The organism is Micromonospora sp. C81 (assembly GCF_018070425.1).
GTDB lineage: Bacteria > Actinomycetota > Actinomycetes > Mycobacteriales > Micromonosporaceae > Micromonospora > Micromonospora zamorensis.
Window position 1 is genome coordinate 66,359 of sequence record NZ_JAGPXS010000005.1, and the last position, 25,853, is coordinate 92,211.

Sequence of the window (25,853 nt, forward strand, 5' to 3'; positions counted from 1 at the left end):
TATCCCTTCCTCTACGACACGCAGCGTCACTGCGCAGTGTGTCGTCCATGTGAATGCTGTGACGAGAAGGTTGCATCGGCCGTCGCCGGCTGTCAAGATATCTTCGTAATTAATGATTAGATGAGATCAAGGTGAGGGTCAGGTGGATCAGCCTATGCGTCGGCTCGAAGGCAAGAACGCGCTGGTCACTGGCGCTATGGGCGGGATCGGTGCGGCCATCGCCCGGCGGCTCGCCGCCGAAGGTGCGGCCCTCGCGCTGCTCGACGTCCAGGATCCGACCCCGCTGGCCGACGAGCTGACCGCCGCCGGCCACCGAGCACTGTCCGTAATGGGCAGTGTCAGCGAGGAGAGCGACTGGACGGCTGCGGTGTCGGCGGCACGAGCGAGCCTCGGCCCGATCGACATCCTCGTCAGCACCGCGTACGCCGTGCAGGTCGCTCCGGCGCACGAGACCAGCCGGCAGTCCTGGGACGACCAGCTCGGCGTCAGCCTCACCGGCTCGTTCCTCGGCGTCCGCGCCTGCCTGAACGACCTGCGGGCCCGCTCGGGCGCGGTGGTGCTGATCTCCTCGGTGCACGCGCTGGTCGGGCTGCCCGGCCGACCCGCGTACGCCGCGGCCAAGGGCGGCCTGGTCGCGCTCGGCCGCCAACTCGCCGTGGAGTACGGCCCACAGGTGCGGGTCAACACCGTGCTGCCCGGGCCCATCCTCACCGGCGCCTGGGCCGACGTGTCCGAAGAGGACCGGCAGCGTAGCGTCGCCGAAACCGTGGCGAAGCGCTTCGGCACGCCCGACGAGGTGGCCTCGACAGTCGCCTTCCTCGCCTCACCGGACGCCGCCTACATCACCGGCGCGAGCCTCGTGGTGGACGGTGGCTGGACAGCGGTGAAAGCCTCGGCCTGAGAGATCGATACCGACCAGCGAAAAGGCCAGGAGCATTGGCACAGTACGCACGCCGCGGCGTCCACGGGCAAACCGTCGAAGCTATCGCCCGTCGCATCCTCACCGGCGAGATCGCCGTCGGCGCGACCCTGAACATCGTCGCGTTGCAGGAGGAGTTCGGCGTCAGCCTGACCGCGCTACGCGAGGCGCTGAAGGTCCTTTCCGCGAAGGGCATCGTCGACGCCCGGCAGAAGCGCGGCACCTTCGTGCGGCCCCGCGCGGACTGGAACCTGCTCGACGGTGACGTGATCCGCTGGCAGTTCGCCGAGGGCCCAGACGAGCGCCTGCTCGAAAAGCTGCACGAGGTACGCGCCATCATCGAGCCCGCCGCCGCGCGACTGGCCGCCACCCGTGCGACCGAGGACGACCTGGCCGCCCTCGACCAGGCACTCGCCAAGATGACCGACGCCATCGGTGATCCCGCCGCCGCCATCGCCGCCGACCTCGCCTTCCACCGCGCGCTGCTCGCCGCCACCCACAACGAGCTGTTGGAGCGGATGGAGGTGGTGATGGAGACCGGGCTCGCCGAACGGGACCGGCTGGTGCACGGCGGTGACGCGCACGACGACCCGGTGCCCAGTCACCGTGCGGTCGTCGACGGGCTGCGCGAACGGGACGAGACGGCGGCCGAGACCGCCATGCGTGAGTTGCTGGACAAGGCCGTCCGCGACGTCGAGAAGGCACGGGGACGAAGGGGCAGTCAGTGAAGATCGAGCGGATCGAGACCTTCCTGGTCGCGCCACGGTGGCTGTTCTGCCGGGTGGAGACCGACGACGGGTTGGTCGGGTGGGGCGAACCGGTGGTGGAGGGGCGCGCCGAAGTGGTACGCAGCGCCGTCGAGGTGCTCGCCGAACACCTGATCGGCGCCGATCCACTGCGCATCGAACAGCACTGGCAGGTGCTCACCAAGGGCGGCTTCTACCGGGGCGGCCCGATCCTCTCCAGCGCCGTCGCCGGCCTCGACCAGGCACTCTGGGACATCGCCGGGCAGGCGTACGGCGCGCCGGTGCACGCGCTGCTCGGCGGGCCCGTACGCGACCGGGTGCGGATCTACTCGTGGATCGGCGGGGACGAGCCGGACGAGGTGGCCGACGCCGCCGCCGCGCAGGTCGCCGCCGGCCTCACCGGCGTCAAGATGAACGCCTGCGGGCGGCTCTCCCCCATCCCCACCTCTGCCGAGGTGGACGCGATCGTCGGCCGGGTCGCCGCCGCCCGCGAGGTGCTCGGCCCCGACCGGGACATCGCGCTGGACTTCCACGGCCGGGCCGGGATGGCCGCCGTACGCCGGATCCTGCCCGAGCTGGTCTCCCTGCGCCCGTTCTTCGTGGAGGAGCCGGTCCTGCCCGACCAGGCCCACCACCTGCGCGACATCGTCGCCAGCACACCGATCCCGGTGGCCACCGGTGAGCGGCTCTACGGCCGCTCCGAGTTCCTCGGCCCGTTGCAGGCCGGAGTCGCCGTGGTCCAGCCGGACCTGTCGCACGCGGGTGGGATCTCCGAGGTCCGCCGGATCGCCGCGCTGGCCGAGACGTACGGCGCGTTGCTCGCCCCGCACTGCCCGCTCGGCCCGATCTCCCTGGCGGCGAGCCTCCAGGTGGCCTTCGCGACGCCGAACTTCCTGATCCAGGAGCAGAGCATCGGCATCCACTACAACGCCGGCTCGGAGTTGCTGGACTACCTGATCGACCCGGAACCGTTCCGGTTCGTGGACGGGCACATCGCCCGCTTCGACCGGCCCGGCCTGGGCATCACTGTGGACGAGGCGGCGGTCCGCAAGGCCGCGCAGACCCCGCACACCTGGCGTAACCCGGTCTGGCAGCACGCCGACGGGTCGTTCGCGGAATGGTGACCGGCGCGACCCCGGTGCCGCTGCGGGTGGCGTACGACGCGGCGCACGGCGGCCGGTGGACCAGCCTGCACGGCGGCGGTCGGGAATGGCTGTGGCGCGGCCCGGAGCCCGGCCGCCACGAGGTACGCCCCGACGACGCGTTCGTCGACGCCGGCGGCCTGGAGGAGTGCCTGCCCACAGTGCGCGGTCGACCCGACCACGGCGAGGTGTGGTCGCGGCCGTGGCACAGCGCCGACCCCGACACCCTGGTGATCCAGCGGCCGACGTTCACAGTGAGCCGCCGGATCACCGACGAAGGCGGCGTGGTGGTGGCCGACTACCGACTGTCCGCCGACCCCGGTCACCGGTTCGTCTGGGCCGCGCACGCCCTGCTCGACCTGTCCCCCGCAGCCCGCCTCGACGCACCCGCCGGCACGCCGACCCGGCTGCATCCGGAGGCCGCCGCGTTCCTGCCGCCGGGCACCTGGCCCACGAACGCCCCGTGGCTCACCGGGGCGTGGCCGGCCCCCGCCGGGCTGACGCTGGACACCTTCGGCCCGGACGACGGGACGGCGCTCGGCGCGGTGCTGCTCGACTGCCCCCGGGTCCAGGTGATCGACGGCCCCGACCGGCTGACCCTGGAGCTGGAGTGCGTTGACCAGCCCCGCAGCACCGCGCTCTGGCGCAACCTGGGCGGCTGGCCGGCAAACGGCCCCTACCGCAGCGTCGGGGTCGAACCGATGCTCGGCGGCGCCTTCGACCTGGCCGACGCCGGCCCGTCCGACGCGGCAGTGGTTCCCGCCGCCGGTGAAATCGCCTGGCGACTCACCATCTCCGCCCACCGCACCCCCTGAGGACATCCGCGATGAACCTGCTCGACGAGTTGCGTACCCACCGGCTGCTGGCGATCGTGCGCGGCCCCGACCCGGCGGCGGCGCTGACCGCCGTGCTCACCCTGGCCGAGAGCGGCGTCGCACTGGTCGAGGTCTCGCTCACCAGCGCCGACGCGCTGGACGTCATCCGACGTGCCCGGACCGCCCTCGGGCCTGACTACGCCCTGGGCGCGGGCACCGTGCTCAGCGCCGAGGACGCCCGCGCGGCGGCCGACGCGGGCGCCGCCTTCCTGGTCACCCCGGCGATCGCCGCCAGCCTCGCCGAAGGTGGCCGGCTCGGGTTGCCGGTGCTCGCCGGCGCGCTCACCCCCACCGAGGTTGTGCAGGCCAGCAGCGGCGGGGCCGCCGCGATCAAGCTCTTCCCGGCCTCCCTGGGTGGGCCCGACTACCTCGGCGCGCTGCGTGACCCGTTCCCCGGCACCGCGTTCGTACCGGTCGGTGGCGTCGACGCGGACGGCGCGAGACAGTACCTAGGCCGGGGCGCGGTCGCGGTCGGCGTCGGCTCCCCGCTGCTCGGTGACGCCGTTCGCGGTGGCGACCCGGCGGCGCTGCGCGAGCGCGCCGCGACCTTCCTCGCGGCGGTCCGGCGATGACCGACCTGCTCACGCTCGGCGAGACGATGGCGGCCTTCCGCACCACCGGGCCGCTGCGCCTGGGCGGCACCGCCGGGATCTCCGTCGCGGGTTCCGAGTCGACGGTGGCGATCGGGTTGGCTCGGCTTGGCCACCAGGCCGCCTGGATCGGGGTCACCGGCGCCGACGAGGCCGGCGAACTGGTCCGCCGTACGCTGCGCGCCGAGGGTGTCGACCTGCGCTGGTCCCGGGTCGACCCGACCGCTCCGACCGGCCTGATCCTCTTCGAGAACCGGGTCGCCGACATCAACCGGGTCACCTACCACCGCACCGGCTCCGCCGGCTCCCGGCTGCGCGCGGTCGACGTGACACCGGCCTTCGACGCGCCCGGGCCCTCACCCCGGCTGCTGCACGTCACCGGCATCACCTGCGCGCTCGGCGTCGAGCCGTACCGCGCCGTGGTGGAGGCCGTCCGGCGCGCCCGCGTCGCCGGCAGCACGATCTGCCTGGACGTCAACCACCGCAACCGGCTCTGGTCGGTCGCGGAGGCCGCCGCCGCGCTGCGCCCGCTGCTGCCCTCGATCGACCTGGTGGTCGCCTCCGACGACGAGCTGGCGGTGCTGACCGACGCGACCGACCCGGTCCCGGCGCTGCTCTCGGCCGGCGTCACCGAGGTCGTGGTCAAGCACGGTGCCAGCGGGGCGACCAGCCACAGCGCGACCGGCGTGGTGCACCGTCCAGCCCGGACGGTGCCGGTGGTGGACACCGTCGGCGCGGGCGACGCCTTCGTGGCCGGCTTGCTCTCCGGCTGGCTCGACGGCGCCGACGTCCCGGGCCGGCTGGACCGGGCGGTCACCACCGGGGCGTTCGCGGTGGCCACCCTGGGCGACTGGGAGGGCCTGCCCGACCGGGCCGAGCTGGCGCTGCTCGACCATGGCCCCGGCGGTACCGTCCGCTGACGATCCTTTGGAGGAGCACCATGGAGCTGACCGAGCCGACCATCTGGAGCACCGACCGGTTGGAGCTCGGCGAGGGGCTGCGCTGGGTCGACGACCGGCTGGTCCTGGTCGACCTGCTGGCCGGGCGACTGCTGGAGACCGACGGCGACGCCCCGACCCCGCTGCGGGAGCTGCGCCGCCTGGATGTCCCGCTCGGCGCGGTCGCCCCGGTGACCGGCCGACCCGGCGACTGGCTGGCCGCCGCCGGGACCGGCATCACAGTGCTCACCGCCGCCGGCGACCCCCGACCGGTCGCCGACCTGGTCGGTGACGCACCCGAGCCGACCCGGATGAACGACGCGGTCGCCGACCCGCACGGCCGTTTCTGGGCCGGCAGCATGTCGTACGCCGCGGTGCCTGGCGGAGGCACGTTGTTCCGCCTCACCCCGGGCAGCGAGCCGGTGCCCGCGGTGACCGGGCTGACCATCCCGAACGGGCCGGCCTTCGACGCCGCCGGCACCACCATGTACCTGGCCGACACGCCGCTTGGCGCCATCGACCGGTTCACCGTCGACCCGGAGACCGGGGCCCTGCACGGGCGGGAGCCGTTCCTGCGGATCTCCTCCGCCGACGGTGGCCCGGACGGCATGACCGTGGACGCGGCCGGCCATCTTTGGATCGCACTGTGGGGCGGTTCCGCGGTACGCCGCTACCGTCCCGACGGCACCCTCGACCGGGAGATCCGGCTACCGGCGAAGCAGCCGGCCGGCATCTGCCTGGGCGGCCCCGACCTGCGCCGACTCTTCGTCGGCACCGCCCGCGTGGGGCTGGACACCGCCGGCCCGGCGGACGGCGCGCTGCTCGCGGTGGACGTCGAGGTCCCTGGCCTGCCCGCTGCGGGCGCCACCGCGCCCCCGAGCTGACCGCACGCACAGCTGGCCGCAGGCATATCGGACGCCGGGGCGGGAATAGTCCCGCCGAAGCGGGACAACGGGCCGACTGGCAGGGGGCGGGACGATGAGCACCATGGGGCGGGAGTCGTGAACGGGCCGGTCGGCGACGAGCCGGTCGGCGAGTTGGAGCTGGTGCACACCTTCACCGGCCCCATGCCGACCGGCGTGAGCGTCTCGCACCAGGGCCGGATCTTCGTCAACTTCCCCAAGTGGGGCGACGAGGTGCCGGCCACGGTCGCCGAGCTGCGCGACGGCCAGGAGGTGCCCTACCCCGACCAGCAGTGGAACGACCCGTCCGGCGACGACGACGCGGGCGCGTTCGTGTCGGTGCAGAGCATCGTGGTCGACCCGGCCGACCGGCTCTGGGTGCTGGACACCGGCAGCCCGATGTTCCAGCCCACGAAACCGGGCGGCCCGAAGCTGGTCCGCGTCGACCTGGACACCGACACGGTGGCCCAGGTGATCACCTTCCCGACGGACGTGGCGCTGCCGACGACGTACCTCAACGACGTCCGCTTCGACCTGCGGCGGGGCGAGGCTGGGATCGCGTACATCACCGACTCGGCGGACTCCGGCCCGAACGGGATCATCGTGGTGGACCTGGCCAGCGGTGCGTCCTGGCGACGGCTGCACGACCACCCGTCCACCAAGGCGGAGCCGCTGACGTCGTTCCGCCCGGTGGTCGAGGGCCGACCGTTCCTCGAACGCCCGGCGGACGGCCCACCGAAGCCGGTGAGCATGGGCTCCGACGGCATCGCCATCTCCGCCGACGGCACCCGGCTCTACTACTGCCCGTTGGCATCCCGGCGCCTGCACAGCGTGTCCACCGAGGCGCTGGCCGACCCGGGCGTCACCCAGGAGGCGGTCGCGGAGACAGTCGTCGACGAGGGCGACCGGGGCACCGCCTCGGACGGGTTGGAGAGCGACGACGCGGGGCGGCTCTACCTGACCTCGTACGAGCACAACGCGGTGCTGCGTCGACTGCCCGACGGCGAGTACGAGACCCTGGTCCACGATCCGCGGCTGCTCTGGCCGGACACCATGTCGGTGGCAACCGACGGGTACCTCTACGTCACCGCCAACCAACTGCACCGCCAGCCGCAGTACCAGCGGGGCCAGGACCTCCGGCGCAAGCCGTACGCGCTGTTCCGCACCCGCATCGACGCCGGCCCGGTGCTGCTGCGCCGCTGATCCGGGCCGGCGGGCTCGTCAGCTCGTAGGCAGGGCGCGGTCCAGGAGGTCGAACAGGGCGGCCCAGTGACGCTCGGTGGCCTTCTCGTCGTACATCGGGGTGTCGGCCATGGTGAAGCCGTGGTGGGCACCCTCGTACACCTCGGAGCGGTAGCGCACGCCGGCGGCGTCGAGCGCCTGCTCCAGCGTGGCGATCTGCTCGGGCGTCATCGACTGGTCGGCGTCGGCGTGCCCGAAGTACACCTCGCCGGTGATCGAGCCGACGCCCCGGTGCGGGCTGTCCGGCGCGTCCGTGACGAGGTGCCCGCCGTGGAAGCTGGCGACGGCCGCGATGCGGTCGGGGTGCGCCTCGATGGCCCGCAGCGCGTTGGTGCCGCCCAGGCAGTAGCCGGTGATCGCGACCGGGCCCGGCCGGACGTCGTCGCGGGCGGCCAGGAAGTCGAGGTACGCGGCGGTGTCCCGGCTGATCGCCTCGGGGGTCAGCGCCTGGGCCAGCGGCGCGATCTTCGCGAAGAGCGCACCGCGCTGGTCGGCCTCACCGAGCCGGGACAGGTCGAACATTGGTGCCCGGCCGCCCCGGTAGAACAGGTGGGGCGTCAGCACCAGGTAGCCGCGCTCGGCGATCCGCTCCGCCATCTCCACCAGGCGCGGACGCGGCCCGAAGGCATCCATGAAGAGCAGGACCGCCGGGAACGGGCCGTCCCCGTCGGGCCGGATGAGGGACGCGTCCGCCACTCCGTCACTGGTCGGGATGTCCACCGTCGTCTGCACAGGAGCCTCCTCGTACGCCGATCTTGGTCCGTCCGGAACGTTACTCGCCGTGTCCGTGAGGCGGCCTGGCAGGCGCGTGAACGCGGCGTCAAGAATTGGCGGTGACCCGTCGAAAGCGCGTATCGACGGGCGCTCCACCGCCGTCGGGTGGTGACGATGGGTCCATGACGACCAGCACGGAAGAGCCGGTACGGCGGCACGAGGCGCTGGTCAGCGTCCGGCTCGGCCCGTCCGCGCCCGGCAGTCACCTGGTGGAGTACCTGCGGCACGAGCCCTGCGCCGTCGACGCGTGGTGGATCGCCGCCGACGTCGACGCCGTGGTGCGGCTCTCCGCCGACAGCATGACGGTGCTGCACCGCGCCGTGGCCGACCTGCGCCGCCGTGCCGGGGTGGAGGTCGCCGTGGCCAACTACATCCTCCGCGCGCTCGACCTGACCACGCCGGCCGACCCGCGTACCGGGAAGGACGCCCCGGCGTGGGCGGTGTCCGCCGCGTGAGCCGCCCCGCCGACGACCGCTTCCTTTCGGAAAGGACCAACCCGACCATGGACGAGGCCCCGATAATTTACGCCGTTCCGGTGCGCGATCTGCCGGGGCGGCTGGGGGTGCGGACGGTGCGGACCGGCTGTTCGCCACAGGGGCAACGGGTGGGCATCGCCTTCACCCGCCCCGAGCTGCTGGTCACCGCAATGGGTGCCGACCAGCAGTGGGAGGAGTTGTGCGAGTCCGCGCTGCGCGGCATGCTGCGCCCTCTCGGTATCGACGTGATCCAGGTCGACCCGCTGCTGGTGGCGCCGCCGCTGGATCCGAAGACCGCCGCCCGTCCGATCGGTGTCCGGGTGGTCACCCCGCCGGCGTACGCGATGTCCACAGGTGCGTGTCACCGGGGTCAGGGGCGGTAGCGGTAGCCCATTCCCGGCTCGGTGATGAGGTGGCGGGGGCGGGCCGGGTCGTCCTCCAGCTTGCGCCGCAGCTGGGCCAGGTACTGACGCAGGTAGTTGGTCTCGTTCTGGTATTCCGGCCCCCACACGTCCTGGAGGAGCTGACGCTGACTGACCAGCTTGCCGGGGTGACGCAGCAGCTTCTCCAGCACGCTCCACTGGATCGGGGTCAACTTGACCTCGGTGCCGTCGTCGCGCCGCACACTGTGGTCGGCCAGGTCGACGGTGTGCTGGCCGATCCGCAACGCCGGCACCGCCTCGCTGGGCCCGCCGAGACGACGGGTGACGGCACGGATGCGGGCCAGCAGCTCCTCCACCCCGAACGGCTTCGTGACGTAGTCGTCGGCGCCGGCGTCGAGCGCCGCGACCTTGTCCTCGCTGCCGGCCCGGCCGGAGAGCACGATGATCGGCACGGCGGTCCATCCGCGCAGGCCGCGGATCACCTCCACCCCGTCGATGTCGGGCAGACCAAGATCCAGCACCACCAGGTCGGGCGGGTGGCTGGCGGCGGCCTTCAACGCGGCGGCGCCGGTCGCGGCGACGTCCACGTCGTACCGGCGGGCCCGCAGGTTGATCCGCAGGGCGCGCAGGATCTGCGGTTCGTCGTCGACGACCAGGATGCGCGTCATTCCTGCGACCCCTCCGAGCTGGTCGGCGCGGCGGGCAACCGCAGCACCATGGTGAGCCCACCGCCGGGCGTGGTCTCCGGGGTGATGCTGCCACCCATCGCCTCGGCCAACCCCCGGGACAGGGCAAGCCCGAGACCGACACCGGTCTGGTTGTCCCGGTCGCCGAGGCGTTGGAACGGCAGGAAGACGTGCTCCCACTGGTCCTCCGGGATGCCCGGCCCCCGGTCGATCACCCGCAGCTCCACCTGGCCGGCGTGCGCGCTGGCGGTGATCGTGGGCGGCTGGTCCGGTGGGCTGTAGCGCAGCGCGTTGGCGACGATGTTGACCAGCACCCGTTCCAGCAGGCCCGGGTCGGCGGTGGCGGCCGGCAGGTCGGCCGGGATGTCCGTGCCGACCGTCGCGGCCGCCGGGCCAAGTTCGTCCAACGCCAGGGGTACGGCGTCCTCCAGGCCGATCGCCGTGGCCGTGATGCCGAGGACGCCGGCCTGGAGCCGGCTCATGTCCAGCAGGTTGCCGACCAGCCGGGCGAGCCGGTCCAGCGACTCCTCGGCGGTCTCCAGCAACTCCTCACGGTCGGACTCGTCGAACTCGATGTCGTGGCTGCGCAGGCTGGTCACCGCCGCCTTCGCCGACGCCAGCGGCGTACGCAGGTCGTGGCTGACCGCGGCGAGCAGCGCGGTGCGCATCCGGTCCGCGGCGGCCAGCGGCCGGGCGGTGGCGGCCTCCTCGGCGAGCCGTTCCTGGCGCAGCGCGACGGCCGCCTGGGCGGCGAACGCCTCGACGATGCGCCGGTCGGCGGCCTCCAACCGTCGGCCACAGAGCACGACGGTGATCCGGTCGTCGACCGGCACCGTCGTCTCACCGCCTTCGGGTGTGCAGGGCGGGCTCTCGCCGACGCTGGCCACGACACACCAGGCGTGCTCCTCGCGGGCCCGTTCGGGGCGCCCGCTGGCGTCCTCGGCCAGCTCCAGGACGCTCACGGCGCGCAGCCCGAAGGTTTCCCGGAGCTGTTCCAGCAGTGCGGGAAGTGGGCGTTCGCCGCGCAGCACGCCACCGGCGAGGGCGGCGAGGGTCTGCGCGTCGGCGGCGGCGCGGGCGGCCTCCCGGGTGCGCCGGGCGGCCACGTCGACGACCCAGCTCACCGCAAGCGCCACGGCGACGAAGACGGCCAGGGCGAGCAGGTTGTCGGCCTCGGCGATGGTCAACGTGCGGTAGGGCGGTGTGAAGAACCAGTTGAGCAGCAGCGAGCCGCCGAGCGCGGCGACCAGGGCCGGCCACACCCCACCGACCAGCGCGACACCGACGACCCCGGCGAGGAACAGCAGGATGTCGTTGGTCAGCGTCAGGTCGGGCAGTGTCCTCAGCAGCAGGGTGAGCAGCGGCATCCCCAGCGCGGCCAGACCGAAGCCGAGCAGCCGTCGACGCCGGGACAGCGCCGCCGGCACGGCCATGGCTCGACGGCCCTTGCCAGCCTGCTTGTGGGTGACCAGGTGCACGTCGATCGACCCGGAGAGCGCTGTGGTGGTCACCCCGACGCCCCGGGCGAAGATCTGCGCGAGGCGACCCCGCCGGCTGGCGCCGAGCACCAGCTGGGTGGCGTTCACGCCCTGGGCGAAGTCCAGCAGCGCGGCCGGCACGTCGGTGCCGAGCACCTGGTGGTACGTGCCGCCCAGACTCTCCACGAGCACCCGCTGACGGGCCAGTTGGGCCGGGTCGGCGCCGGCCAGGCCGTCACTGCGGGCCACGTGCACGGCGAGCAGGTCGGCGCCCTTGCTGCGGGCCGCGACCCGGGCCGCCCGCCGGATCAGCGTCTCACCCTCCGGGCCACCGGTCAGTGCCACCACGACCCGTTCCCGGGCCTCCCAGGTGGCGGCGATGCCCTGCTGGCTGCGGTAGCGGTCGAGCTGCTCGTCGACCTTGTCGGCCAGCCAGATCAGCGCCAGTTCGCGCAGCGCGGTGAGGTTGCCGACCCGGAAGTAGTTGCCCAGCGCGGCGTCGATCTTGTCGGGTCGGTAGATGTTGCCGTGCGCCATCCGCCGACGCAGCGCCTCGGGGGTCATGTCGACCAGCTCGACCTGCTCGGCGGCGCGGACGATCTCGTCCGGCACGGTCTCCCGCTGGGTGGTGCCGGTGATTTGCGCGACGACGTCGTTGACCGACTCCAGGTGCTGCACGTTGACCGTGGACAGCACGTCGATCCCCGCGTCGAGCAGCTCCTGGATGTCCTGCCAGCGCTTGTCGTGCCGGGAACCGGGCACGTTGCTGTGCGCCAACTCGTCGACCACTGCGATCTCCGGCCGGCGGGCCAGCACCGCGTCGAGGTCCATCTCGGTGAACTCGACGCCCCGGTACTCCATCGTGCGGCGGGGCACCTGTTCCAGGTCGGCGAGCATCGCGGCGGTGTGCTGGCGACCGTGGGTCTCCACGAAGCCGATCACCACGTCGGTGCCGCGCGCTGCCCGCCGCTGGGCCTCCTCCAACATGGCGTACGTCTTACCGACGCCGGGGGCGGCCCCGAGATAGATGCGCAGTTCTCCGCGTGGCACGGGGACCATCCTCCCTGGTCAGATCGGCGGGCGGGGCCGTGCCCGGTTGGCACGGCCCCGCCCAGAGTGTGCTCAGCGTGCGGCGAACTGCTTGTCGAGGGCGATGTTGAGCTCCAACACGTTGACCCCGGGCTCGCCCATGAAGCCGAGCCCGCGCCCGTCGGTGTGCTCCTTGACCAGCTTGCGGACCGCCGCCGGGTCCGCGCCGCGCTCGCGCGCGACCCGGTTCACCTGCAACTCGGCGTACGCCGGGCTGATCTGCGGGTCGAGACCGCTGCCGCTGGCGGTGACCGCGTCGGCGGGCACTGCCGGCTCGGCGGGCGCGTCGCCGCGGATCGGGGTGACCACCCCGCCGGCGGCCACGTAGTCCTCGCCGGGCTGGGCCGGCTCCACAGCGACACCCTCGTACTCGGTGACGAACGGGGTGGCCGGGGCAGCCTGGTTGACGCTGACCACCCGGGTGACCGGGCCGGTCAGACCGTCGGCGCGGAAGACCGCGAGCACGGCGCCCACCCCGTCGTCTGTGCAGTAGGGGCGCCGGCCGTCGACGCCGTTGAGTTCACCGACGGACTTGCTGCGCCCGCACACCTGGGTGAGCAGGCTCTCGCTGGACTCCTCCGGGTCGGTGGCGATGGTGTCGACCACGCTCTCCGGCCCCAGGTTGCTGGCCGAGGTGGACGTCGGGTCGTAGCCGTCGCCAGCGGCGGACGGGCGGGACTGGAAATAACGGGCGACGGGGTTGCCGTCCGCGTCGGTGAAGGACTGGCCGATTAGCGCGCTGCCGACGGTGTCCCCGCCCACGGTGATCAGCGAGCCGTCGGCCTTGTGGTTGAGGCCGGGCAGCTGACCGAGCGCCACCAGGGCCAGCGGGTAGACCAGGCCGAGCAGCACCGTGAAGACGAGTACGGCGCGCAGCGCGGCGAGGTGTTGGGCGATCCAGGTCGGTAGGCGCATCACGAAATCCCCGGGATGAACTGGATGAGCAGGTCGATGAGTTTGATCCCGATGAACGGCACGATGATGCCGCCCAGCCCGTAGACCAGCAGGTTGCGGCTGAGCAGCTTCGACGCGGCGGCCGGCCGGTACCGCACGCCCCGCAGGGCGAGTGGGATCAGCGCGATGATCACCAGGGCGTTGAAGATGACCGCGGACAGGATCGCCGACTCCGGGCTGGACAGCCGCATGATGTTCAGCGCGTCCAGGCTCGGGTAGAGGCCGGCGAACATGGCCGGGATGATCGCGAAGTACTTCGCGATGTCGTTGGCGATGCTGAACGTGGTCAGCGCGCCACGGGTGATCAGCAACTGCTTGCCGATCTCCACGATCTCGATCAGTTTGGTCGGGTCGGAGTCGAGGTCGACCATGTTGCCGGCCTCCTTTGCGGCCGACGTACCGGTGTTCATCGCCACCCCGACGTCGGCCTGGGCGAGCGCCGGCGCGTCGTTGGTGCCGTCACCGGTCATCGCGACCAGCCGGCCGCCCTCCTGCTCCCGCTTGATCAGCGCGAGCTTGTCCTCCGGCGTGGCCTCGGCCAGGAAGTCGTCCACCCCGGCCTCGTCGGCGATGGCCTTCGCGGTGCGCGGGTTGTCACCGGTGATCATCACCGTCCGGATGCCCATCCGGCGCATCTCGTCGAACCGCTCACGCATGCCGGACTTGACGACGTCCTTGAGGTGGATGACGCCCAGGGCGCGGGCGGGTTCACCGTCGACGTGCTCGGCGACCACCAGCGGGGTGCCGCCGGTGCCGCTGATCGCGTCCACGATCTCGCCGACCTGTTCGGTCGGGTGACCGCCGTTCTCCCGTACCCACTTCATCACCGCGGCGGCGGCACCCTTGCGGACCCGGCGGGCCGTGCCGACCGCGCCGGCGTCCACGCTGGCGTCCGGGGTCAGGTCGACGCCGCTCATCCGGGTCTGCGCCGTGAACGGTACGAACGTGGCGTGCGGCATCACGCCGGGCTCCCGCTCGCGCAGCCCGAACTCGTTCTTTGCCAGTACGACGACGGAGCGCCCTTCCGGGGTCTCGTCGGCCAGGCTGGACAGCTGCGCGGCGTCGGCCACGGTCGCGGCCGTGACGCCCTCGACGGGTACGAACTCGGCGGCCTGCCGGTTGCCCAGCGTGATGGTGCCGGTCTTGTCCAGCAGCAGTGTGTTGACGTCACCGGCCGCCTCGACGGCCCGGCCACTCATGGCGAGGACGTTGCGCTGCACCAGCCGGTCCATGCCGGCGATGCCGATGGCGGAGAGCAGCGCGCCGATGGTGGTCGGGATCAGGCAGACCAGCAGCGAGACCAGCACCACCCCGGTGACACCGGAACCGGTGATCGCCCCGCTGTCCGGCGCGGCGGCCTGGTACGCCTTGGAGAAGATCGCCAGCGGCTGGAGGGTGACAACGGCCAGTAGGAAGATAACCGTGAGCGCGGCGAGCAGGATGTTCAGCGCGATCTCGTTCGGCGTCTTCTGCCGGTTGGCGCCCTCGACCAGGGCGATCATCCGGTCGATGAAGCTCTCCCCCGGCTTCTGGGTGATCTTCACGATGATCTGGTCGGAGAGCACCTTGGTGCCACCGGTGACCGCGCTGCGGTCACCACCGGACTCCCGGATGACCGGGGCCGACTCGCCGGTGATTGCCGACTCGTCGACGCTGGCGATGCCCTCGACGATGTCGCCGTCACCGGGGATGATGCCGCCCGCCTCGATGAGCACGATGTCGCCCTGACGCAGCGCGGGCGCGGGCACCGCCTCGTCGCGGTAGGTGTTGGCCCGCGCGCCGGGCTTCCAGTCGATCAACCGGGTGGCGATGGTGTCCTGCTTGGCCTGCCGCAGCGCGGCGGCCTGGGCCTTGCCCCGGCCCTCGGCGACCGCCTCGGCGAGGTTGGCGAAGACCACGGTCAGCCACAGCCAGATGGTGATCGCCCAGGCGAACACCGACGGGTCGATCACCGCCAGGACCGTGGTGAAGGCCGCGCCGACCTCGACGATCAGCATCACCGGGTTGCGCCACAGCGTGGTCGGGTTGAGCTTGCGTACGGCGTCCGGGAGGGACCGGACGAGCTGCTTGGGGTCGAGCAGGCCCCCGCCGATCCGGTTGCCCTGGGTGGCGGGCGTGCCGGGGAGTTGCTCTGTCGGGGCGGACGTGATGGACATGTCCTCGTTCCTCATGATGGTCAGAGCCCCTCTGCCAGCGGGCCGAGCGCCAGCGCGGGCAGGAAGGTCAGCGCGACGAGGACCACGGTGACGCCGACGACCATGCCGATGAACAGCGGTCGGTGGGTCGGCAGGGTGCCCTCGGACGCGGGGGTGGGTGCCTGGCGGGCCAGCGAGCCGGCCAACGCGAGCACGAAGATGATCGGCAGGAACCGGCCCAGCAGCATGCACAACCCGAGCGCGGTGTCCCACCAGGTGGTGTTGACAGTGATGCCGCCGAAGGCGGAGCCGTTGTTGTTGCTGGCCGAGGTGAACGCGTACAGCACCTCGGAGAGGCCGTGCGGGCCGACGTTGAGCGCCGTGGAGTTGTTGCCGGTGGCGAACGCGGCCGCCGTACCGGTCAACACCAGGATCGGCGTGATCAGGAAGTAGAGCGAGGCGAACTTGATTTCCCGCGAGCTGATCTTCTTGCCCAGGTACTCCGGGGTCCGGCCCACCATCAGGCCCGCCACGAAGACCGTGATCACCGCGAGGATGAGCAGGCCGTACAGCCCGGAGCCGGTGCCGCCCGGCGCGACCTCGCCGAGCATCATGTTGACCATCGTCATCATGCCGCCGAGCGAGGTGAACGAGTCGTGGAACGAGTTCACCGCACCGGTCGAGGTCAGCGTCGTGGCGGCGGCGAAGGTGGCCGAGTTCGAGACGTCGAACCGCACCTCCTTGCCCTCCAGGGCAGCGCCGACCGCCTGCGGCACCGTGCCGTGGCCGGTCAGCTCGAAGATGTTGGTGATGACGACGCTGGCGACCGCCAGAATGCCCATCACCGCGGCGATGGCGTAGCCCTGCCGGTTCTGCCCGACCATCCGGCCGAAGACCCGGGGCAGGCTGAACGGGATCAGGAAGATCAGGAAGATCTCCAGCCAGTTCGTCCAGCTGGTGGGGTTCTCGAACGGGTGCGCGCTGTTGACGTTGTAGAAGCCACCGCCGTTGGTGCCCAGCTCCTTGATCACTTCCTGGCTGGCGACCGGACCACCGGTGATGGTCTGGGTGCCGCCGGTCAGCGTGCTCACGTCGGTGCCGCCGGAGAGGTTCTGCACCACGCCGCCGATCATCAGCGCGATGGCGCCGAGCACGGCGATCGGCAGCAGGATCCGCAGCACGATCCGGGTCAGGTCGACCCAGAAGTTGCCGAGCTGCCCGGTCCGGCTACGGGCGAAGCCGCGTACCAGGGCGACCGCCACCGCGACACCGACCGCCGCGGAGGTGAAGTTCTGCACCGCCAGGCCGGCCATCTGCACCAGGTGACCCATGGTCGACTCACCCGAGTACGACTGCCAGTTCGTGTTGGTCACGAACGACACGGCCGTGTTCCAGGCGCCGTGCGGCACCACCGGGTCGAAGCCCAGGGACAGCCACAGGTGGTTCTGCACCCGCTGGAACAGGTACAGGAACAGGATCGAGACCGCGGAGAACGCCAGCACGCTGCGGGCGTACACCCCCCAGGTCTGCTCGGCGGCGGGGTTGACCCCGACCAGCCGGAAGATGCCCCGCTCGACCCGCGACTGCTTCGTCCCGGCGACCGCCCGGAACATGTAGTCACCGAACGGCTTGTAGACGGCGACGAGGGCCGCCACCAGCGTCACGATGAAGATGACGCCCGCTGTTGTCATGGTCATCAGAAGCGCTCCGGAAACAGCAGGGCGAACACCAGGAACGCGCCCAGGACGATCGCGAGCACCAGACCGACGGCGTTGACCGCGTTCACAGCTTCTCCACCGCCCGGACCACCAGGGCGAGCACTGCGAACAGCACCACCGTCAGGACCACGAACACCACGTCAGACACGCTGACTCCTCATACCGGAAAGGTTCGTCGCGACCGCCTTCCGGTCGCGCCGGGCAATCAAAGCCCCACCACCCACCGGTCGGCAGGGGTCATAACGCGACCATGACGGAGCCGAACCTTTTCTTGACGTGGTTTTCACACCCGTGCACTGAACAGGTGAAATGCGGCACAGGCCCTGGACCGTCCGCGAGGTCAAGACCTGTTGTCCGCCCCCTTTGCTCTGCACCCGCGGAGGCACCAGCAACAGAGCGTGAGTGTCGCCTCCGCGGCTGCAGAGCAAAGGACGGACGAGAGACCACGCGCGACCCGGATGGGTGGCGCGGGCAGTGGGCCGGGTCAGGCCGGGCGGCGAGCCACCAGCACGTCGCGCATGATCGACTGGTCGACCCGGTGCCGCAGCGCGCGGTAGGGCTCGGCGTCGACCACGGTCAGCCCGGCGTCGGCCAACGCCGCCGCCGCGTCCTCGCGACTGGCCACGTGGGTGTTCCAGGAGATTCCGAGCGCACCGCCGGGACGCAGCAACCGCGCCCAGACCGGCGCGGCGTCCGCGAGCAACGCCAGCGGATCACGGGTCAAGCCCTTCTCGGCCGTACGGCTGCCGTGCTGCACGCCGTAGGGCGCGTCGGCGACGACCAGGTCGACGGTCTCCGGGCGGAAGAACTCCGCCGAGCGGGCGGTGTCGGCGTTGACCACGTCCAGGAGTTGGGTCTGACCGGCCTTGTGCTCCTCACGGGTCGGAGCCAGCTCGATCCGCACCCGCCGGCCGACCACCTTGCGCTCCCGCCGCACCGGCCCCGACTCCAGCACCCGGTGCTTGACCCGCTTCTGCTTCAGCCAGGTGGTGATGAACGCCCGGTACGCCTCGACGTCCTTCTGGTCGCGCTCGATCCCGGCGGCGTCGAAGCCATACATCAGCGCCTGGTTGAGTGTGGTGCCCCGGCCGCAGAGCGGGTCGAGCACCCGGAACCGCCGGCTGGTCATCTCGGTGGCCCAGTCCGAGGCGAGCAGGGTGACGTTGAGCAGCAGCTTGGTGAACTGCTCGTTGGTCTTGCCCGGGTACTTCTGGATGGTGAGCAGGTCGTCGTCGTAGCGGTCCAGCCGGCTCCACTCGATCGGGCGCAGCAGCTCACCGACGATCTCGAACAGCGCGTACCCGGCGGAGAGATTGCCCAGGACGGTCAGGTCCCGCTCGGTCAACCCGTCACCGGTGAAGGTGACGTAGGAGGCCCCACCGACCACCTCGGTGTCCAACTCGCCGATCTGGCCGTCGAGGGCCGAGAGACCGAAGATCTCCAGCTCGGCCCGGGTGAGGTCGATGGCGGAGCGGGCGTACACCCGGTTGGTGGCGGGCAGGATCAGCAGGCCGTAACGCGTCATGATCGGGCGAGTATTCCACAACAGGCCCCGGTCACCGGGAACCGGAGCGGCCCCCGGAGCGACTACCGGTACATGGGGTGTGAGCAGTGGCGGGAGGTCCTGTCCGCGCAGTTGGACGGGGAGGAGACCGCCGCCGAACTGACGGCGGTGCAGGGGCACCTCGACGGGTGTGCCGATTGTCGGGCCTGGTTCACGGCGGCGGCTGCGGTGACCCGTCGGGTTCGTACCCGTCTGGTCACCGACGTGCCCGACCGGACCGAGGCGATTCTGGCCGCCGTCGCGGCGGCACCGGCCCGCCGGCCGTGGTGGCGGCGAGGCGGGTTGGTCGCGGGCGGTCGGCCGGTCGGCGGGCTGCGCGCGGCGTTCGGGCGCGGCAAGCTGGTCGCAGGGCTGCGCGCGGCGCTCGGGCTACTCGGCGCGGTGCAGTTGGTGCTCGGGCTGGCCCAGGTGGGCCGGGGCGCCGCCGCCGATCACCTGCACCCCACCGGTCAGCACCTGTGGCACGAGTCAGCCGCCTGGAACGTCGCGGTGGGCGCCGGCTTCCTCTTCGTGGCGGTGCGTCGCAGCCCGCCGGCCGGGCTGCTGCCGATGCTCAGCGCGTTCGTCGGCACCTTGCTGCTGCTCTCGGTCAACGACCTGGCCACCGGCTCGGTGGGCGGTGAGCGGCTGGTCAGCCACGGCTTCCTGGTGGTCGGCTACCTGATCACCGTGCTGCTGTCCCGGCCCAATCTGCGCCCCGGTGGGCCCGCGCCGCAGCGGCAACCGGCGCCGTCGCGCTGGCGGTTCGGCGCCGACGAGGTGGACCGGCCGCTGCGGGTGGTCCGCGCCGAGTCGTACCCGGCGCAGGCCGCCGACCGTTACGCCGCCCCGGCAGCGCGTACCGGCCGACCCGCGCGCAGCGGCCAGGCCGACGAACGCCGCGCCGCCTGACCGGCCAGGTCAATCCGCTTGCCGCTGGCGTGCGCGGTGGGCGCGCAGGTTGGTCGGGTGCCCGCAGACACGCACGGAGTGCCACACCCCGCTGTTGTTGCGCGAGCGGTCGTAGAACGCCACCCGGCAGCGGGGGTTGCGGCAGGTCTTGATCCGCCGCCCGACGTCGGCGAGTTGCGCCTCGAACAGGGCGGCGAGAACGAGCGAGATCAGCAGATCGGCTCCGACCCCGGCCGGGTCGAGGTGGACGGATCCGTTCCGATCGAGCCGAAGGGTGGCGCCGCTGGTCCGGGACCCGGTCGGTGCACGGTCCGACGCCCCGGTGCCGGGTTGCCCAGGTTCCGCCGGGACGTGGAGTCTGGCGTCGATCTCGTCCCGCAGTTCCTCGCGGAAGATCCGCAGCGCCCGGAGGCCCGCGGCGTCAAGCGTGACGTCGGGTGCCGGCCGCCCGGTGGCCGCCGACCACTGGGCGACGGCCTGCTGTGCCCACTCGGTGGCACTGGTCAGGTCGTCAAGGAGATCGGCCTGCCGTGGCATGCCGGCCGAGATCGTGTTGAGCAGATCCTGGACGAGCCCGAGGCCGCCTGGGGCCTGGTCCAGGTCGTATCTGGCGGTGGCGATCCACGCCGCGACCACCACACCTGCCGCGCGGTCGGGAACCGAGGGCACCATCAGCTCACTCACCGAGCAGGGCGAGCGCCCCGTACCACGCCGGTCCCGGATTCACCCAGTCTGGGTAGAGCCGCACCATCTCGTCGAAGAACTCTCGGGCGGTCGGCTTCTCGGCCAGCAGCCGCTCCACGTTCAGCAGGTAGTTCCGGGTCTGATCGATGCTGGCCGGGTCGTCCGGGCGGTCCCGGTTCTTGTGGCCGGCGACGACCGCGCGGGGCGCGAGTGCCTCGACGCGATCGAGAGCCTTGAGCCATTCCCGCAGGCCACCGTCGACTGTCTCCACGATGTACTGGTGAACCCCGTTGTAGACGACGTCACCGGCAACCACGAGGCCGATCGACGGGACGTGCAGGACTGTCGTCTGGTCGGTGTCGGTGTGCCCGGTCTCGACCGGCTGGATGAGGTTGCCCTCGAGCAGGAATCCTTCGGCAGGCACGGGCACGGCGTCGACCGGTGTTTCCGGAATCAGGCCGGGGAAGACCTGGTCGAACAGCTGGCTCCGCCCGACGGTGGCCTGCTGGCGCATGACGTCGATGGTGCCGGGCGTCGCGTAGGTGACGGCCCCGGGGAAGCGCTTGACCAGCTCACCTGCGCCGAACCAGTGGTCGCCGTGCCCGTGAGTGGCGTAGATGTAGGTCAGCCGTTTGCCCGACTGTGCGATCCAGTCACCCACCGTCGCGATCTGCTCGTGAGTGAACGGAGGATCCACGAGGAGCGCCTCCTCGGTCCCGAAGATCAGCGTGGACGAGATCGGGTTCCAGTGGATCCGCGAGCCGTCCGGCATGCGCTGGTCACCCGCTCGAACCGGACCATCCGAGACGAAAACCTCGTAGGACAGGGCGGATGGGTTCATGCGTCCCCCTCGGTGATGTGACGAACCAGGTGCCGCAAGCACTGGCGTACCCCTGGGTCAGTGAAATAACCATAGCTCGTATGCCTATTTCAACCGCGCCATCGCTTCCATGGCCTGCGTCACCCACCCGGGTCAGGTCCTAGGCGGAAGGCACCGCCGACCGGGTCGGACCGTCATCGGCGATGACCTGCGGGATGACCTGTTCGACGATGGTCAGCAGGGTGGTGGTGAGCAGCAGGTGCACCTGTGCGCGGGTCAGCGCGCCACGCTGCAGCCACTCCCGGGCGGTCGACGTCGCCAACCCGCAGTACGCCCGTACCATGCCGCGAAGCTCCTCGTGGTGCGCGGCCTGGCCAGCCAGACCGACGGCGACGAGCATCCGGTCCGCGGCGACCTCCTCGGCCTCGGCGAGCACCCGCTCGACGTCGGCGTCGCCGCCCATCCCCCGGGCGGTGACGGCGGCGAGCCAGGAGGTGCTGTGCCGGGACACCACGTCGAGGAACCAGGTGACGCTGGCGTCGACCCGGGTCCGCAGGTCCCCCTTGGGCAGGCGCTCCACGGCGACCTCCGGGATGGTCACCATGACCCGGACGACCTCCAGGTAGAGGCCCTTCTTGGCACCGAAGTAGTGGTTGACCAGGCCGCGAGCGACACCGGCCTCCCGGGCGATGTCGGTGGTCGACACGTCCGCGTACGGGCGTTCGCCGAACAGCCGGACCGCACACGCCAGGATCTGCCCCCGCCGGGCGTCCGGCTCCAAACGGCGGCGGCGCGGAGCCGTCTCGACACTCATCTGCCCGACCCTATCGGCAGCTCACCGATCGGCCGCCGTTCGCGCTCGCTGCACCCGGTCGACGACCGGGGTGAAGAAGTTGACCAGGTTGCCGTCGGGGTCGCGGAAGAGCAGGGCTCGGTTACCCCAGGGCATGGTCGTGGGCTCGTTCACGAAGTCCTCCACCACGTTCTTCAGCTTCTCGTAAAGCGCGTCCACGTCTGCCACGAGGAACTCGATGATCACGGTGTGGTTGTCGGCCGGGCGGGCCGACCCTGGCGCGAACAGTGGGACCGTGCGGGTACTGCCAATCGCCAGCGTGCCGTGGGCAGTGCGCAACTCGGCGAAGTCCTCGTTGCCCCAGGCCGCCTGCACGCCGGTGATCTTCTCGTAGAAGCCGACCAGGCGGTTGATGTCACCAGTGATGATGCGGATCGAGACAAAATCCACTGTCTTCTCCCTGCTCAGTACGGTCGGGACCGGTCTGTCGTCAGGACGCTAACCTGAATACCGGACAGATCTGGTCCAGTATTCGGATTAGGTTCAGACCATGGCACGACCGACAGCCCAGGTGCTCGCACTGCTGGGGCTCTTGCAGTCCGGCGGCGTCCGGACAATGGCCGAGCTTGCCGAGCGCCTCGGTGTCGAACCGCGCACGGTGCGGCGCTACGTGAGTCACCTGGTCGACCTCGACGTGCCAGTGGAGTCGGTGCGCGGTCGGTACGGCGGGTATCGGCTCGCCGCCGGCTATCGTCTGCCGCCGCTGATGTTCAGCGACGACGAAGCCTTGGCCGTCCTGCTCGGCCTGGTTGCCGGCCGCCGTGCCGGGCTGGCGACGGCTACAGGTACGGCGGGTGAGACTGCCGCCGCGAAAATCCGGCGCGTCCTGCCGTCGCGGATCGCGGACCGGCTGGACGCCGTACTCCAGTCCTTAGCCTTCACCACCGAACCCGACGACTTCCCTGCGCCGCAGGCAGATGTACTACTCACCGTCGCCGAGGCGGTCCGCCAGCACCGGCCGATCTCACTCCAGTACACCTCGCGCAACGGCAGGCGTAGCGTCCGCGCCCTGCATCCGTTCGGGCTGGTCAACCATGCGGGCCGGTGGTATGTCATCGGGGCCGATCCGGATATCGGTGAGGATCGGACCCTTCGGCTCGACCGCATCGCGGACGCGAGAACGCTGCCCGGCTCGTTCGAGCCGCCCGCCGGGAACGATCCGGCAGGGCACCTCCTCGCCTCGATGGCACAGGCGCCGTACCAACATGCGGTGTCGCTACGGATACAAGGAACACAGGAGCAGATCCGCAGGCAGCTACCGGCCAGCATCGCCGAGGTGCGAGAGGGTGCGGACGAAGGCTGGCAGGACGTGGAGATCCGGGCAGAGAGTCTCGACTGGTTACCCGGTGTGCTCGCCGCGCTCGACCTGCCGTTCGTCATCGAACGCCCGGACGAACTCCGCGATCGTGTCGCCGCACTCGCTGAGCGGTTGACGGCATGCGGACGACGTGAGTCGCCGTCGTAGCGGGCAGTCGCGAGGCGTACGCCCGGCACGTGGCGCTGGCGGGCTGCGGACATCTGCCCTTCGCGGAGGACCCAGAACCGGCTCCCGCCCGTGGATCTCTTCTTATTGACATGCCGCCAACAGCGCGCGAGGGTGGTGCACATGCCGACGCCCCCACTCGACGGTCCCCTCTCGCCCTGGCGCGAGCCGGAGCACGACGACCTGGCCGACCTGGCCCGCACCTTCTTCACCAAGGAGGTCCTGCCGCACGCCGACCGCCTTCAGGAGCAGGGCCACCCGGACCGTGAGCACTACCGGCGCGCCGGTGAGCTGGGGTTGCTCGGCCTGTCCGTCCCGGAGGAGTACGGCGGCGGGGGCGGTGGGTTCACCCACGAGGCCGTGATGCTGCACGAGCAGGCGTACACCGGGGAGAGCAGCCTCGGGCTGGCCGTCCACAGTGGCATCGTCACCGGTTACCTGGTCGCGTACGGCAGCGAGGAGCAGCAGCGACGCTGGCTGCCCGGCCTGTGCAGCGGCGAGCTGGTCGGCGCGATCGCGATGACCGAGCCGGACGGCGGCTCTGATCTTCAGGCGATGCGGACCAGGGCGGTCCGGGACGGCGACGACTACCTGGTCACCGGCGCGAAGACGTTCATCACCAACGGCGGCCTGGCCGATCTGATCATCGTGGCCGTGAAGACCGACCCCGAGCAGCGGGCAGCTGGCGTCTCCCTGCTGATCTGCGAGGTGGGCGGCGACCCGGAAGGCTTCCGCCGCGGCCGACTGTTGTCCAAGATCGGGCTGCACGCCAACGACACCGCAGAGCTGTTCTTCGACGAGTTGCGGGTACCGGCGGCCAACCTGCTCGGCGGCGCCGAAGGGCTGGGGTTCATCCAGCTCATGCAGCAGCTCCCGCAGGAACGGCTGGTGATCGGCGTCGGCGCGGTCGCGGCAATGGAACGGGCCGTCGCGCTGACCGTCGCGTACGCCAAGGAGCGCACCGCCTTCGGCAAGACCCTGATGGGCCACCAGAACACCCGGATGGTGCTCGCCGAGTGCGCCACGCGTACCCGGGTCAGCCGGGTCTTCCTGGACGACTGCATCGTCCGGCACAGCCGCGGCGACCTGGACGTGGCGACCGCGGCGATGGCGAAGTCGTGGCTCACCGACGGGCAGTGCGAGGTCATCGACCGGTGCCTGCAACTGTTCGGCGGCTACGGCTACACGACCGAATACCCGATCGCCCGAATGTACGCCGACGCCCGCGTCCAGAAGATCTACGGCGGCACCAACGAGATCATGAAGGAGCTGATCGCCCGTGCCCTCTGAGGCGTACGTCTATGACGCGGTCCGCACCCCGCGCGGACGCGGCCGGGACACCGGCGCGCTGCACGGGGTCAAGCCGATCTCCCTGGTGGTCGGCCTGATCGACGCGCTGCGTGAGCGCAATCCCGGCCTGGACGTCGGCCGGCTGGAGGATCTGCTGCTGGGCATCGTGACTCCGGTCGGCGAGCAGGGCGGCGACCTGGCACGGGCCGCCGCGCTGCTGGCCGGGCTGCCCGACGAGGTGGGTGGGGTGCAGCTCAACCGGTTCTGCGCCTCCGGGCTGGAGGCGGTCAACTCCGCCGCCGCGCGGATCCGCTCCGGCTGGGAGCACCTGCTGCTCGCCGGCGGGGTGGAATCGATGTCCCGGGTGCCGATGGGCTCCGACGGCGCGGCCTGGGCCACCGACCCGCAGACCGCCCTGGCCACGTCGTTCGTGCCGCAGGGGGTCAGCGCCGACCTGATCGCGACCCTGGAGGGCTTCACCCGCGACGACGTGGACGGCTACGCGCTGCGGTCGCAGGAGCGGGCCGCCAAGGCGATGGCCGGCGGGTACTTCGCCCGCTCGGTGGTGCCGGTCCGTGACGGCAACGGGCTGGACATCCTCACCGTCGACGAGCACCCGCGCCCGGAGACCACCCGGGAGGCGCTGGCCCGGCTCACCCCGTCCTTCGCGACGATGGGTGAGGCGGCGGGCTTCGACGCGGTCGCGTTGCAGAAGTTCCACTGGCTGGAGGCCATCGAGCACGTCCATCACGCCGGCAACTCGTCCGGCATCGTGGACGGCGCGGCGCTGGTGCTGATCGGTTCGGAGCAGCTGGGTCGGGATCTCGGCCTCACTCCGCGCGCCCGAATCGCCGGCGCGGCGGTCACCGGCGCGGACCCGACGCTGATGTTGACCGGCCCGATCCCGGCCACCCACAAGGCGCTCGCCGTCGCCGGGCTCACCCTCGACGACATCGACCTGTTCGAGATCAACGAGGCGTTCGCCGCTGTGGTGCTCAAGTACGTCCGCGACCTGGGCCTCGACCCGGACCGGGTGAACGTCAACGGCGGGGCGATCGCTCTCGGCCATCCGCTCGGCGCGACCGGAGCGATGCTGCTCGGCACCGCGTTGGACGAGTTGGAGCGCCGCGACCTGCGCCGCGCCGTGGTGACCCTCTGCATCGGTGGCGGCATGGGCGTCGCCACCGTTCTCGAGCGCTGCTGACCCGGGGGAAAAGACAA

Annotated in this window: 26 protein-coding genes; 14 read left to right on the forward strand and 12 right to left on the reverse strand. The window is 71.4% G+C overall.

Translation table 11 applies throughout. The features are described from left to right. The first annotated feature begins 142 nt into the window (after nucleotides 1-142). The 8 genes from KBX46_RS11180 to KBX46_RS11215 all read left to right on the forward strand — a co-directional run bounded on the left by KBX46_RS11180 (nucleotide 143) and on the right by KBX46_RS11215 (nucleotide 7,315). Nucleotides 143-901, forward strand: a complete 759-nt coding sequence (locus KBX46_RS11180) for an SDR family oxidoreductase (RefSeq protein ID WP_308159458.1) — start codon at nucleotides 143-145, stop codon at nucleotides 899-901. A gap of 35 nt (nucleotides 902-936) precedes the next feature. Further along, nucleotides 937-1,647, forward strand: a complete 711-nt coding sequence (locus KBX46_RS11185; RefSeq protein WP_210792448.1) for a FadR/GntR family transcriptional regulator — start codon at nucleotides 937-939, stop codon at nucleotides 1,645-1,647. After that, nucleotides 1,644-2,789 (forward strand): galactonate dehydratase, encoded by a 1,146-nt coding sequence (gene dgoD, locus KBX46_RS11190; RefSeq protein ID WP_210792449.1) that lies wholly within the window; start codon nucleotides 1,644-1,646, stop codon nucleotides 2,787-2,789. Before KBX46_RS11185 ends, dgoD begins: the two co-directional genes overlap by 4 nt. Beyond that, on the forward strand, nucleotides 2,783-3,622 hold the full coding sequence (locus KBX46_RS11195) for a hypothetical protein (protein ID WP_210792450.1): 840 nt from the start codon (nucleotides 2,783-2,785) through the stop codon (nucleotides 3,620-3,622). Before dgoD ends, KBX46_RS11195 begins: the two co-directional genes overlap by 7 nt. An 11-nt stretch (nucleotides 3,623-3,633) precedes the next feature. Then, nucleotides 3,634-4,254 (forward strand): bifunctional 4-hydroxy-2-oxoglutarate aldolase/2-dehydro-3-deoxy-phosphogluconate aldolase, encoded by a 621-nt coding sequence (locus tag KBX46_RS11200; protein WP_210792451.1) that lies wholly within the window; start codon nucleotides 3,634-3,636, stop codon nucleotides 4,252-4,254. Further along, nucleotides 4,251-5,192 (forward strand): sugar kinase, encoded by a 942-nt coding sequence (locus tag KBX46_RS11205; RefSeq protein WP_210792452.1) that lies wholly within the window; start codon nucleotides 4,251-4,253, stop codon nucleotides 5,190-5,192. The genes KBX46_RS11200 and KBX46_RS11205 overlap by 4 nt, the downstream gene beginning before the upstream one ends. 20 nt (nucleotides 5,193-5,212) lie before the next feature. Then, nucleotides 5,213-6,094: an SMP-30/gluconolactonase/LRE family protein gene (locus KBX46_RS11210; RefSeq protein ID WP_210792453.1), complete on the forward strand. Its 882-nt coding sequence runs from the start codon at nucleotides 5,213-5,215 to the stop codon at nucleotides 6,092-6,094. Between the two features lie 117 nt (nucleotides 6,095-6,211). Further along, nucleotides 6,212-7,315, forward strand: coding sequence for an L-dopachrome tautomerase-related protein (locus KBX46_RS11215; protein ID WP_210792454.1), 1,104 nt, complete (start codon nucleotides 6,212-6,214; stop codon nucleotides 7,313-7,315). 18 nt (nucleotides 7,316-7,333) lie between these two features. Here the strand turns inward: KBX46_RS11215 and KBX46_RS11220 are convergent, their stop codons facing one another. Further along, nucleotides 7,334-8,086, reverse strand: a complete 753-nt coding sequence (locus KBX46_RS11220; RefSeq protein ID WP_210792455.1) for a dienelactone hydrolase family protein — start codon at nucleotides 8,084-8,086, stop codon at nucleotides 7,334-7,336. Nucleotides 8,087-8,250: 164 nt separating this feature from the next. Between KBX46_RS11220 and KBX46_RS11225 the strand changes: the two genes are divergently transcribed. After that, nucleotides 8,251-8,583 (forward strand): hypothetical protein, encoded by a 333-nt coding sequence (locus KBX46_RS11225; RefSeq protein WP_210792456.1) that lies wholly within the window; start codon nucleotides 8,251-8,253, stop codon nucleotides 8,581-8,583. A gap of 47 nt (nucleotides 8,584-8,630) precedes the next feature. Next, nucleotides 8,631-8,987 (forward strand): SAV_915 family protein, encoded by a 357-nt coding sequence (locus tag KBX46_RS11230; RefSeq protein WP_210792457.1) that lies wholly within the window; start codon nucleotides 8,631-8,633, stop codon nucleotides 8,985-8,987. On the opposite strand, the gene KBX46_RS11235 is transcribed toward KBX46_RS11230, so the two are convergent. From KBX46_RS11235 to KBX46_RS11265, 7 genes are all read right to left on the reverse strand, one after another. Further along, complete coding sequence (locus KBX46_RS11235) at nucleotides 8,975-9,655, reverse strand: response regulator (RefSeq protein WP_088951300.1); 681 nt, start codon at nucleotides 9,653-9,655, stop codon at nucleotides 8,975-8,977. The two genes, KBX46_RS11230 and KBX46_RS11235, sit on opposite strands and share 13 nt — an antisense overlap. After that, nucleotides 9,652-12,201 carry a DUF4118 domain-containing protein gene (locus tag KBX46_RS11240; protein WP_210792458.1) on the reverse strand — a complete coding sequence of 850 codons (2,550 nt, stop codon included), beginning with the start codon at nucleotides 12,199-12,201 and terminating at the stop codon, nucleotides 9,652-9,654. Before KBX46_RS11240 ends, KBX46_RS11235 begins: the two co-directional genes overlap by 4 nt. Before the next feature lie 72 nt (nucleotides 12,202-12,273). Continuing rightward, a complete protein-coding gene (locus KBX46_RS11245; protein WP_210792459.1) occupies nucleotides 12,274-13,155 on the reverse strand; it encodes a potassium-transporting ATPase subunit C in 882 nt (293 codons plus the stop codon). Next, nucleotides 13,155-15,350, reverse strand: a complete 2,196-nt coding sequence (gene kdpB / locus KBX46_RS11250; RefSeq protein ID WP_210792460.1) for a potassium-transporting ATPase subunit KdpB — start codon at nucleotides 15,348-15,350, stop codon at nucleotides 13,155-13,157. The genes KBX46_RS11245 and kdpB overlap by 1 nt, the downstream gene beginning before the upstream one ends. A 20-nt stretch (nucleotides 15,351-15,370) precedes the next feature. Next, the gene (kdpA, locus tag KBX46_RS11255) at nucleotides 15,371-17,026 is read right to left on the reverse strand and encodes a potassium-transporting ATPase subunit KdpA (RefSeq protein WP_210792461.1); all 1,656 of its coding nucleotides are present in this window, start codon (nucleotides 17,024-17,026) and stop codon (nucleotides 15,371-15,373) included. Beyond that, the gene (gene kdpF / locus KBX46_RS11260; RefSeq protein ID WP_036390805.1) at nucleotides 17,026-17,115 is read right to left on the reverse strand and encodes a K(+)-transporting ATPase subunit F; all 90 of its coding nucleotides are present in this window, start codon (nucleotides 17,113-17,115) and stop codon (nucleotides 17,026-17,028) included. Before kdpF ends, kdpA begins: the two co-directional genes overlap by 1 nt. A gap of 416 nt (nucleotides 17,116-17,531) precedes the next feature. Then, a complete protein-coding gene (locus tag KBX46_RS11265) occupies nucleotides 17,532-18,572 on the reverse strand; it encodes a TRM11 family methyltransferase (RefSeq protein WP_088951294.1) in 1,041 nt (346 codons plus the stop codon). 72 nt (nucleotides 18,573-18,644) lie between these two features. Between KBX46_RS11265 and KBX46_RS11270 the strand changes: the two genes are divergently transcribed. After that, on the forward strand, nucleotides 18,645-19,502 hold the full coding sequence (locus tag KBX46_RS11270) for a zf-HC2 domain-containing protein (RefSeq protein WP_210792462.1): 858 nt from the start codon (nucleotides 18,645-18,647) through the stop codon (nucleotides 19,500-19,502). A 9-nt stretch (nucleotides 19,503-19,511) separates the two neighbouring features. Here KBX46_RS11270 and KBX46_RS11275 read toward each other — a convergent pair whose 3' ends face one another. The 4 genes from KBX46_RS11275 to KBX46_RS11290 all read right to left on the reverse strand — a co-directional run bounded on the left by KBX46_RS11275 (nucleotide 19,512) and on the right by KBX46_RS11290 (nucleotide 22,249). Next, the gene (locus tag KBX46_RS11275; RefSeq protein ID WP_308159462.1) at nucleotides 19,512-20,186 is read right to left on the reverse strand and encodes a CGNR zinc finger domain-containing protein; all 675 of its coding nucleotides are present in this window, start codon (nucleotides 20,184-20,186) and stop codon (nucleotides 19,512-19,514) included. Next, nucleotides 20,179-21,027, reverse strand: coding sequence for an MBL fold metallo-hydrolase (locus tag KBX46_RS11280; RefSeq protein ID WP_210792463.1), 849 nt, complete (start codon nucleotides 21,025-21,027; stop codon nucleotides 20,179-20,181). The genes KBX46_RS11275 and KBX46_RS11280 overlap by 8 nt, the downstream gene beginning before the upstream one ends. 139 nt (nucleotides 21,028-21,166) lie before the next feature. Next, nucleotides 21,167-21,820 (reverse strand): TetR/AcrR family transcriptional regulator, encoded by a 654-nt coding sequence (locus tag KBX46_RS11285; RefSeq protein ID WP_210792464.1) that lies wholly within the window; start codon nucleotides 21,818-21,820, stop codon nucleotides 21,167-21,169. 21 nt (nucleotides 21,821-21,841) lie between these two features. Next, nucleotides 21,842-22,249 carry a VOC family protein gene (locus KBX46_RS11290; RefSeq protein WP_088951289.1) on the reverse strand — a complete coding sequence of 136 codons (408 nt, stop codon included), beginning with the start codon at nucleotides 22,247-22,249 and terminating at the stop codon, nucleotides 21,842-21,844. Between the two features lie 121 nt (nucleotides 22,250-22,370). Between KBX46_RS11290 and KBX46_RS11295 the strand changes: the two genes are divergently transcribed. The 3 genes from KBX46_RS11295 (at nucleotide 22,371) to KBX46_RS11305 (ending at nucleotide 25,836) form a co-directional block, all read left to right on the forward strand. Continuing rightward, nucleotides 22,371-23,324: a YafY family protein gene (locus KBX46_RS11295; RefSeq protein WP_308159464.1), complete on the forward strand. Its 954-nt coding sequence runs from the start codon at nucleotides 22,371-22,373 to the stop codon at nucleotides 23,322-23,324. Between the two features lie 141 nt (nucleotides 23,325-23,465). Beyond that, nucleotides 23,466-24,632, forward strand: coding sequence for an acyl-CoA dehydrogenase family protein (locus KBX46_RS11300; protein WP_210792466.1), 1,167 nt, complete (start codon nucleotides 23,466-23,468; stop codon nucleotides 24,630-24,632). Beyond that, nucleotides 24,622-25,836, forward strand: a complete 1,215-nt coding sequence (locus KBX46_RS11305; RefSeq protein WP_141907727.1) for an acetyl-CoA C-acetyltransferase — start codon at nucleotides 24,622-24,624, stop codon at nucleotides 25,834-25,836. Before KBX46_RS11300 ends, KBX46_RS11305 begins: the two co-directional genes overlap by 11 nt. Nucleotides 25,837-25,853: the final 17 nt, after the last annotated feature.

Coding starts and splice junctions, on each gene's coding strand:
- KBX46_RS11195 (WP_210792450.1), top strand. CDS start 2,783: ATGGTGACCGGCGCGACCCCGGTGCCGCTGCGGGTGGCGTACGACGCG.
- KBX46_RS11200 (WP_210792451.1), top strand. CDS start 3,634: ATGAACCTGCTCGACGAGTTGCGTACCCACCGGCTGCTGGCGATCGTG.
- KBX46_RS11205 (WP_210792452.1), top strand. CDS start 4,251: ATGACCGACCTGCTCACGCTCGGCGAGACGATGGCGGCCTTCCGCACC.
- KBX46_RS11210 (WP_210792453.1), top strand. CDS start 5,213: ATGGAGCTGACCGAGCCGACCATCTGGAGCACCGACCGGTTGGAGCTC.
- KBX46_RS11225 (WP_210792456.1), top strand. CDS start 8,251: ATGACGACCAGCACGGAAGAGCCGGTACGGCGGCACGAGGCGCTGGTC.
- KBX46_RS11230 (WP_210792457.1), top strand. CDS start 8,631: ATGGACGAGGCCCCGATAATTTACGCCGTTCCGGTGCGCGATCTGCCG.
- KBX46_RS11235 (WP_088951300.1), bottom strand. CDS start 9,655: ATGACGCGCATCCTGGTCGTCGACGACGAACCGCAGATCCTGCGCGCC.
- KBX46_RS11245 (WP_210792459.1), bottom strand. CDS start 13,155: ATGCGCCTACCGACCTGGATCGCCCAACACCTCGCCGCGCTGCGCGCC.
- kdpB (WP_210792460.1), bottom strand. CDS start 15,350: ATGTCCATCACGTCCGCCCCGACAGAGCAACTCCCCGGCACGCCCGCC.
- kdpA (WP_210792461.1), bottom strand. CDS start 17,026: ATGACCATGACAACAGCGGGCGTCATCTTCATCGTGACGCTGGTGGCG.
- KBX46_RS11265 (WP_088951294.1), bottom strand. CDS start 18,572: ATGACGCGTTACGGCCTGCTGATCCTGCCCGCCACCAACCGGGTGTAC.
- KBX46_RS11270 (WP_210792462.1), top strand. CDS start 18,645: ATGGGGTGTGAGCAGTGGCGGGAGGTCCTGTCCGCGCAGTTGGACGGG.
- KBX46_RS11280 (WP_210792463.1), bottom strand. CDS start 21,027: ATGAACCCATCCGCCCTGTCCTACGAGGTTTTCGTCTCGGATGGTCCG.
- KBX46_RS11285 (WP_210792464.1), bottom strand. CDS start 21,820: ATGAGTGTCGAGACGGCTCCGCGCCGCCGCCGTTTGGAGCCGGACGCC.
- KBX46_RS11300 (WP_210792466.1), top strand. CDS start 23,466: ATGCCGACGCCCCCACTCGACGGTCCCCTCTCGCCCTGGCGCGAGCCG.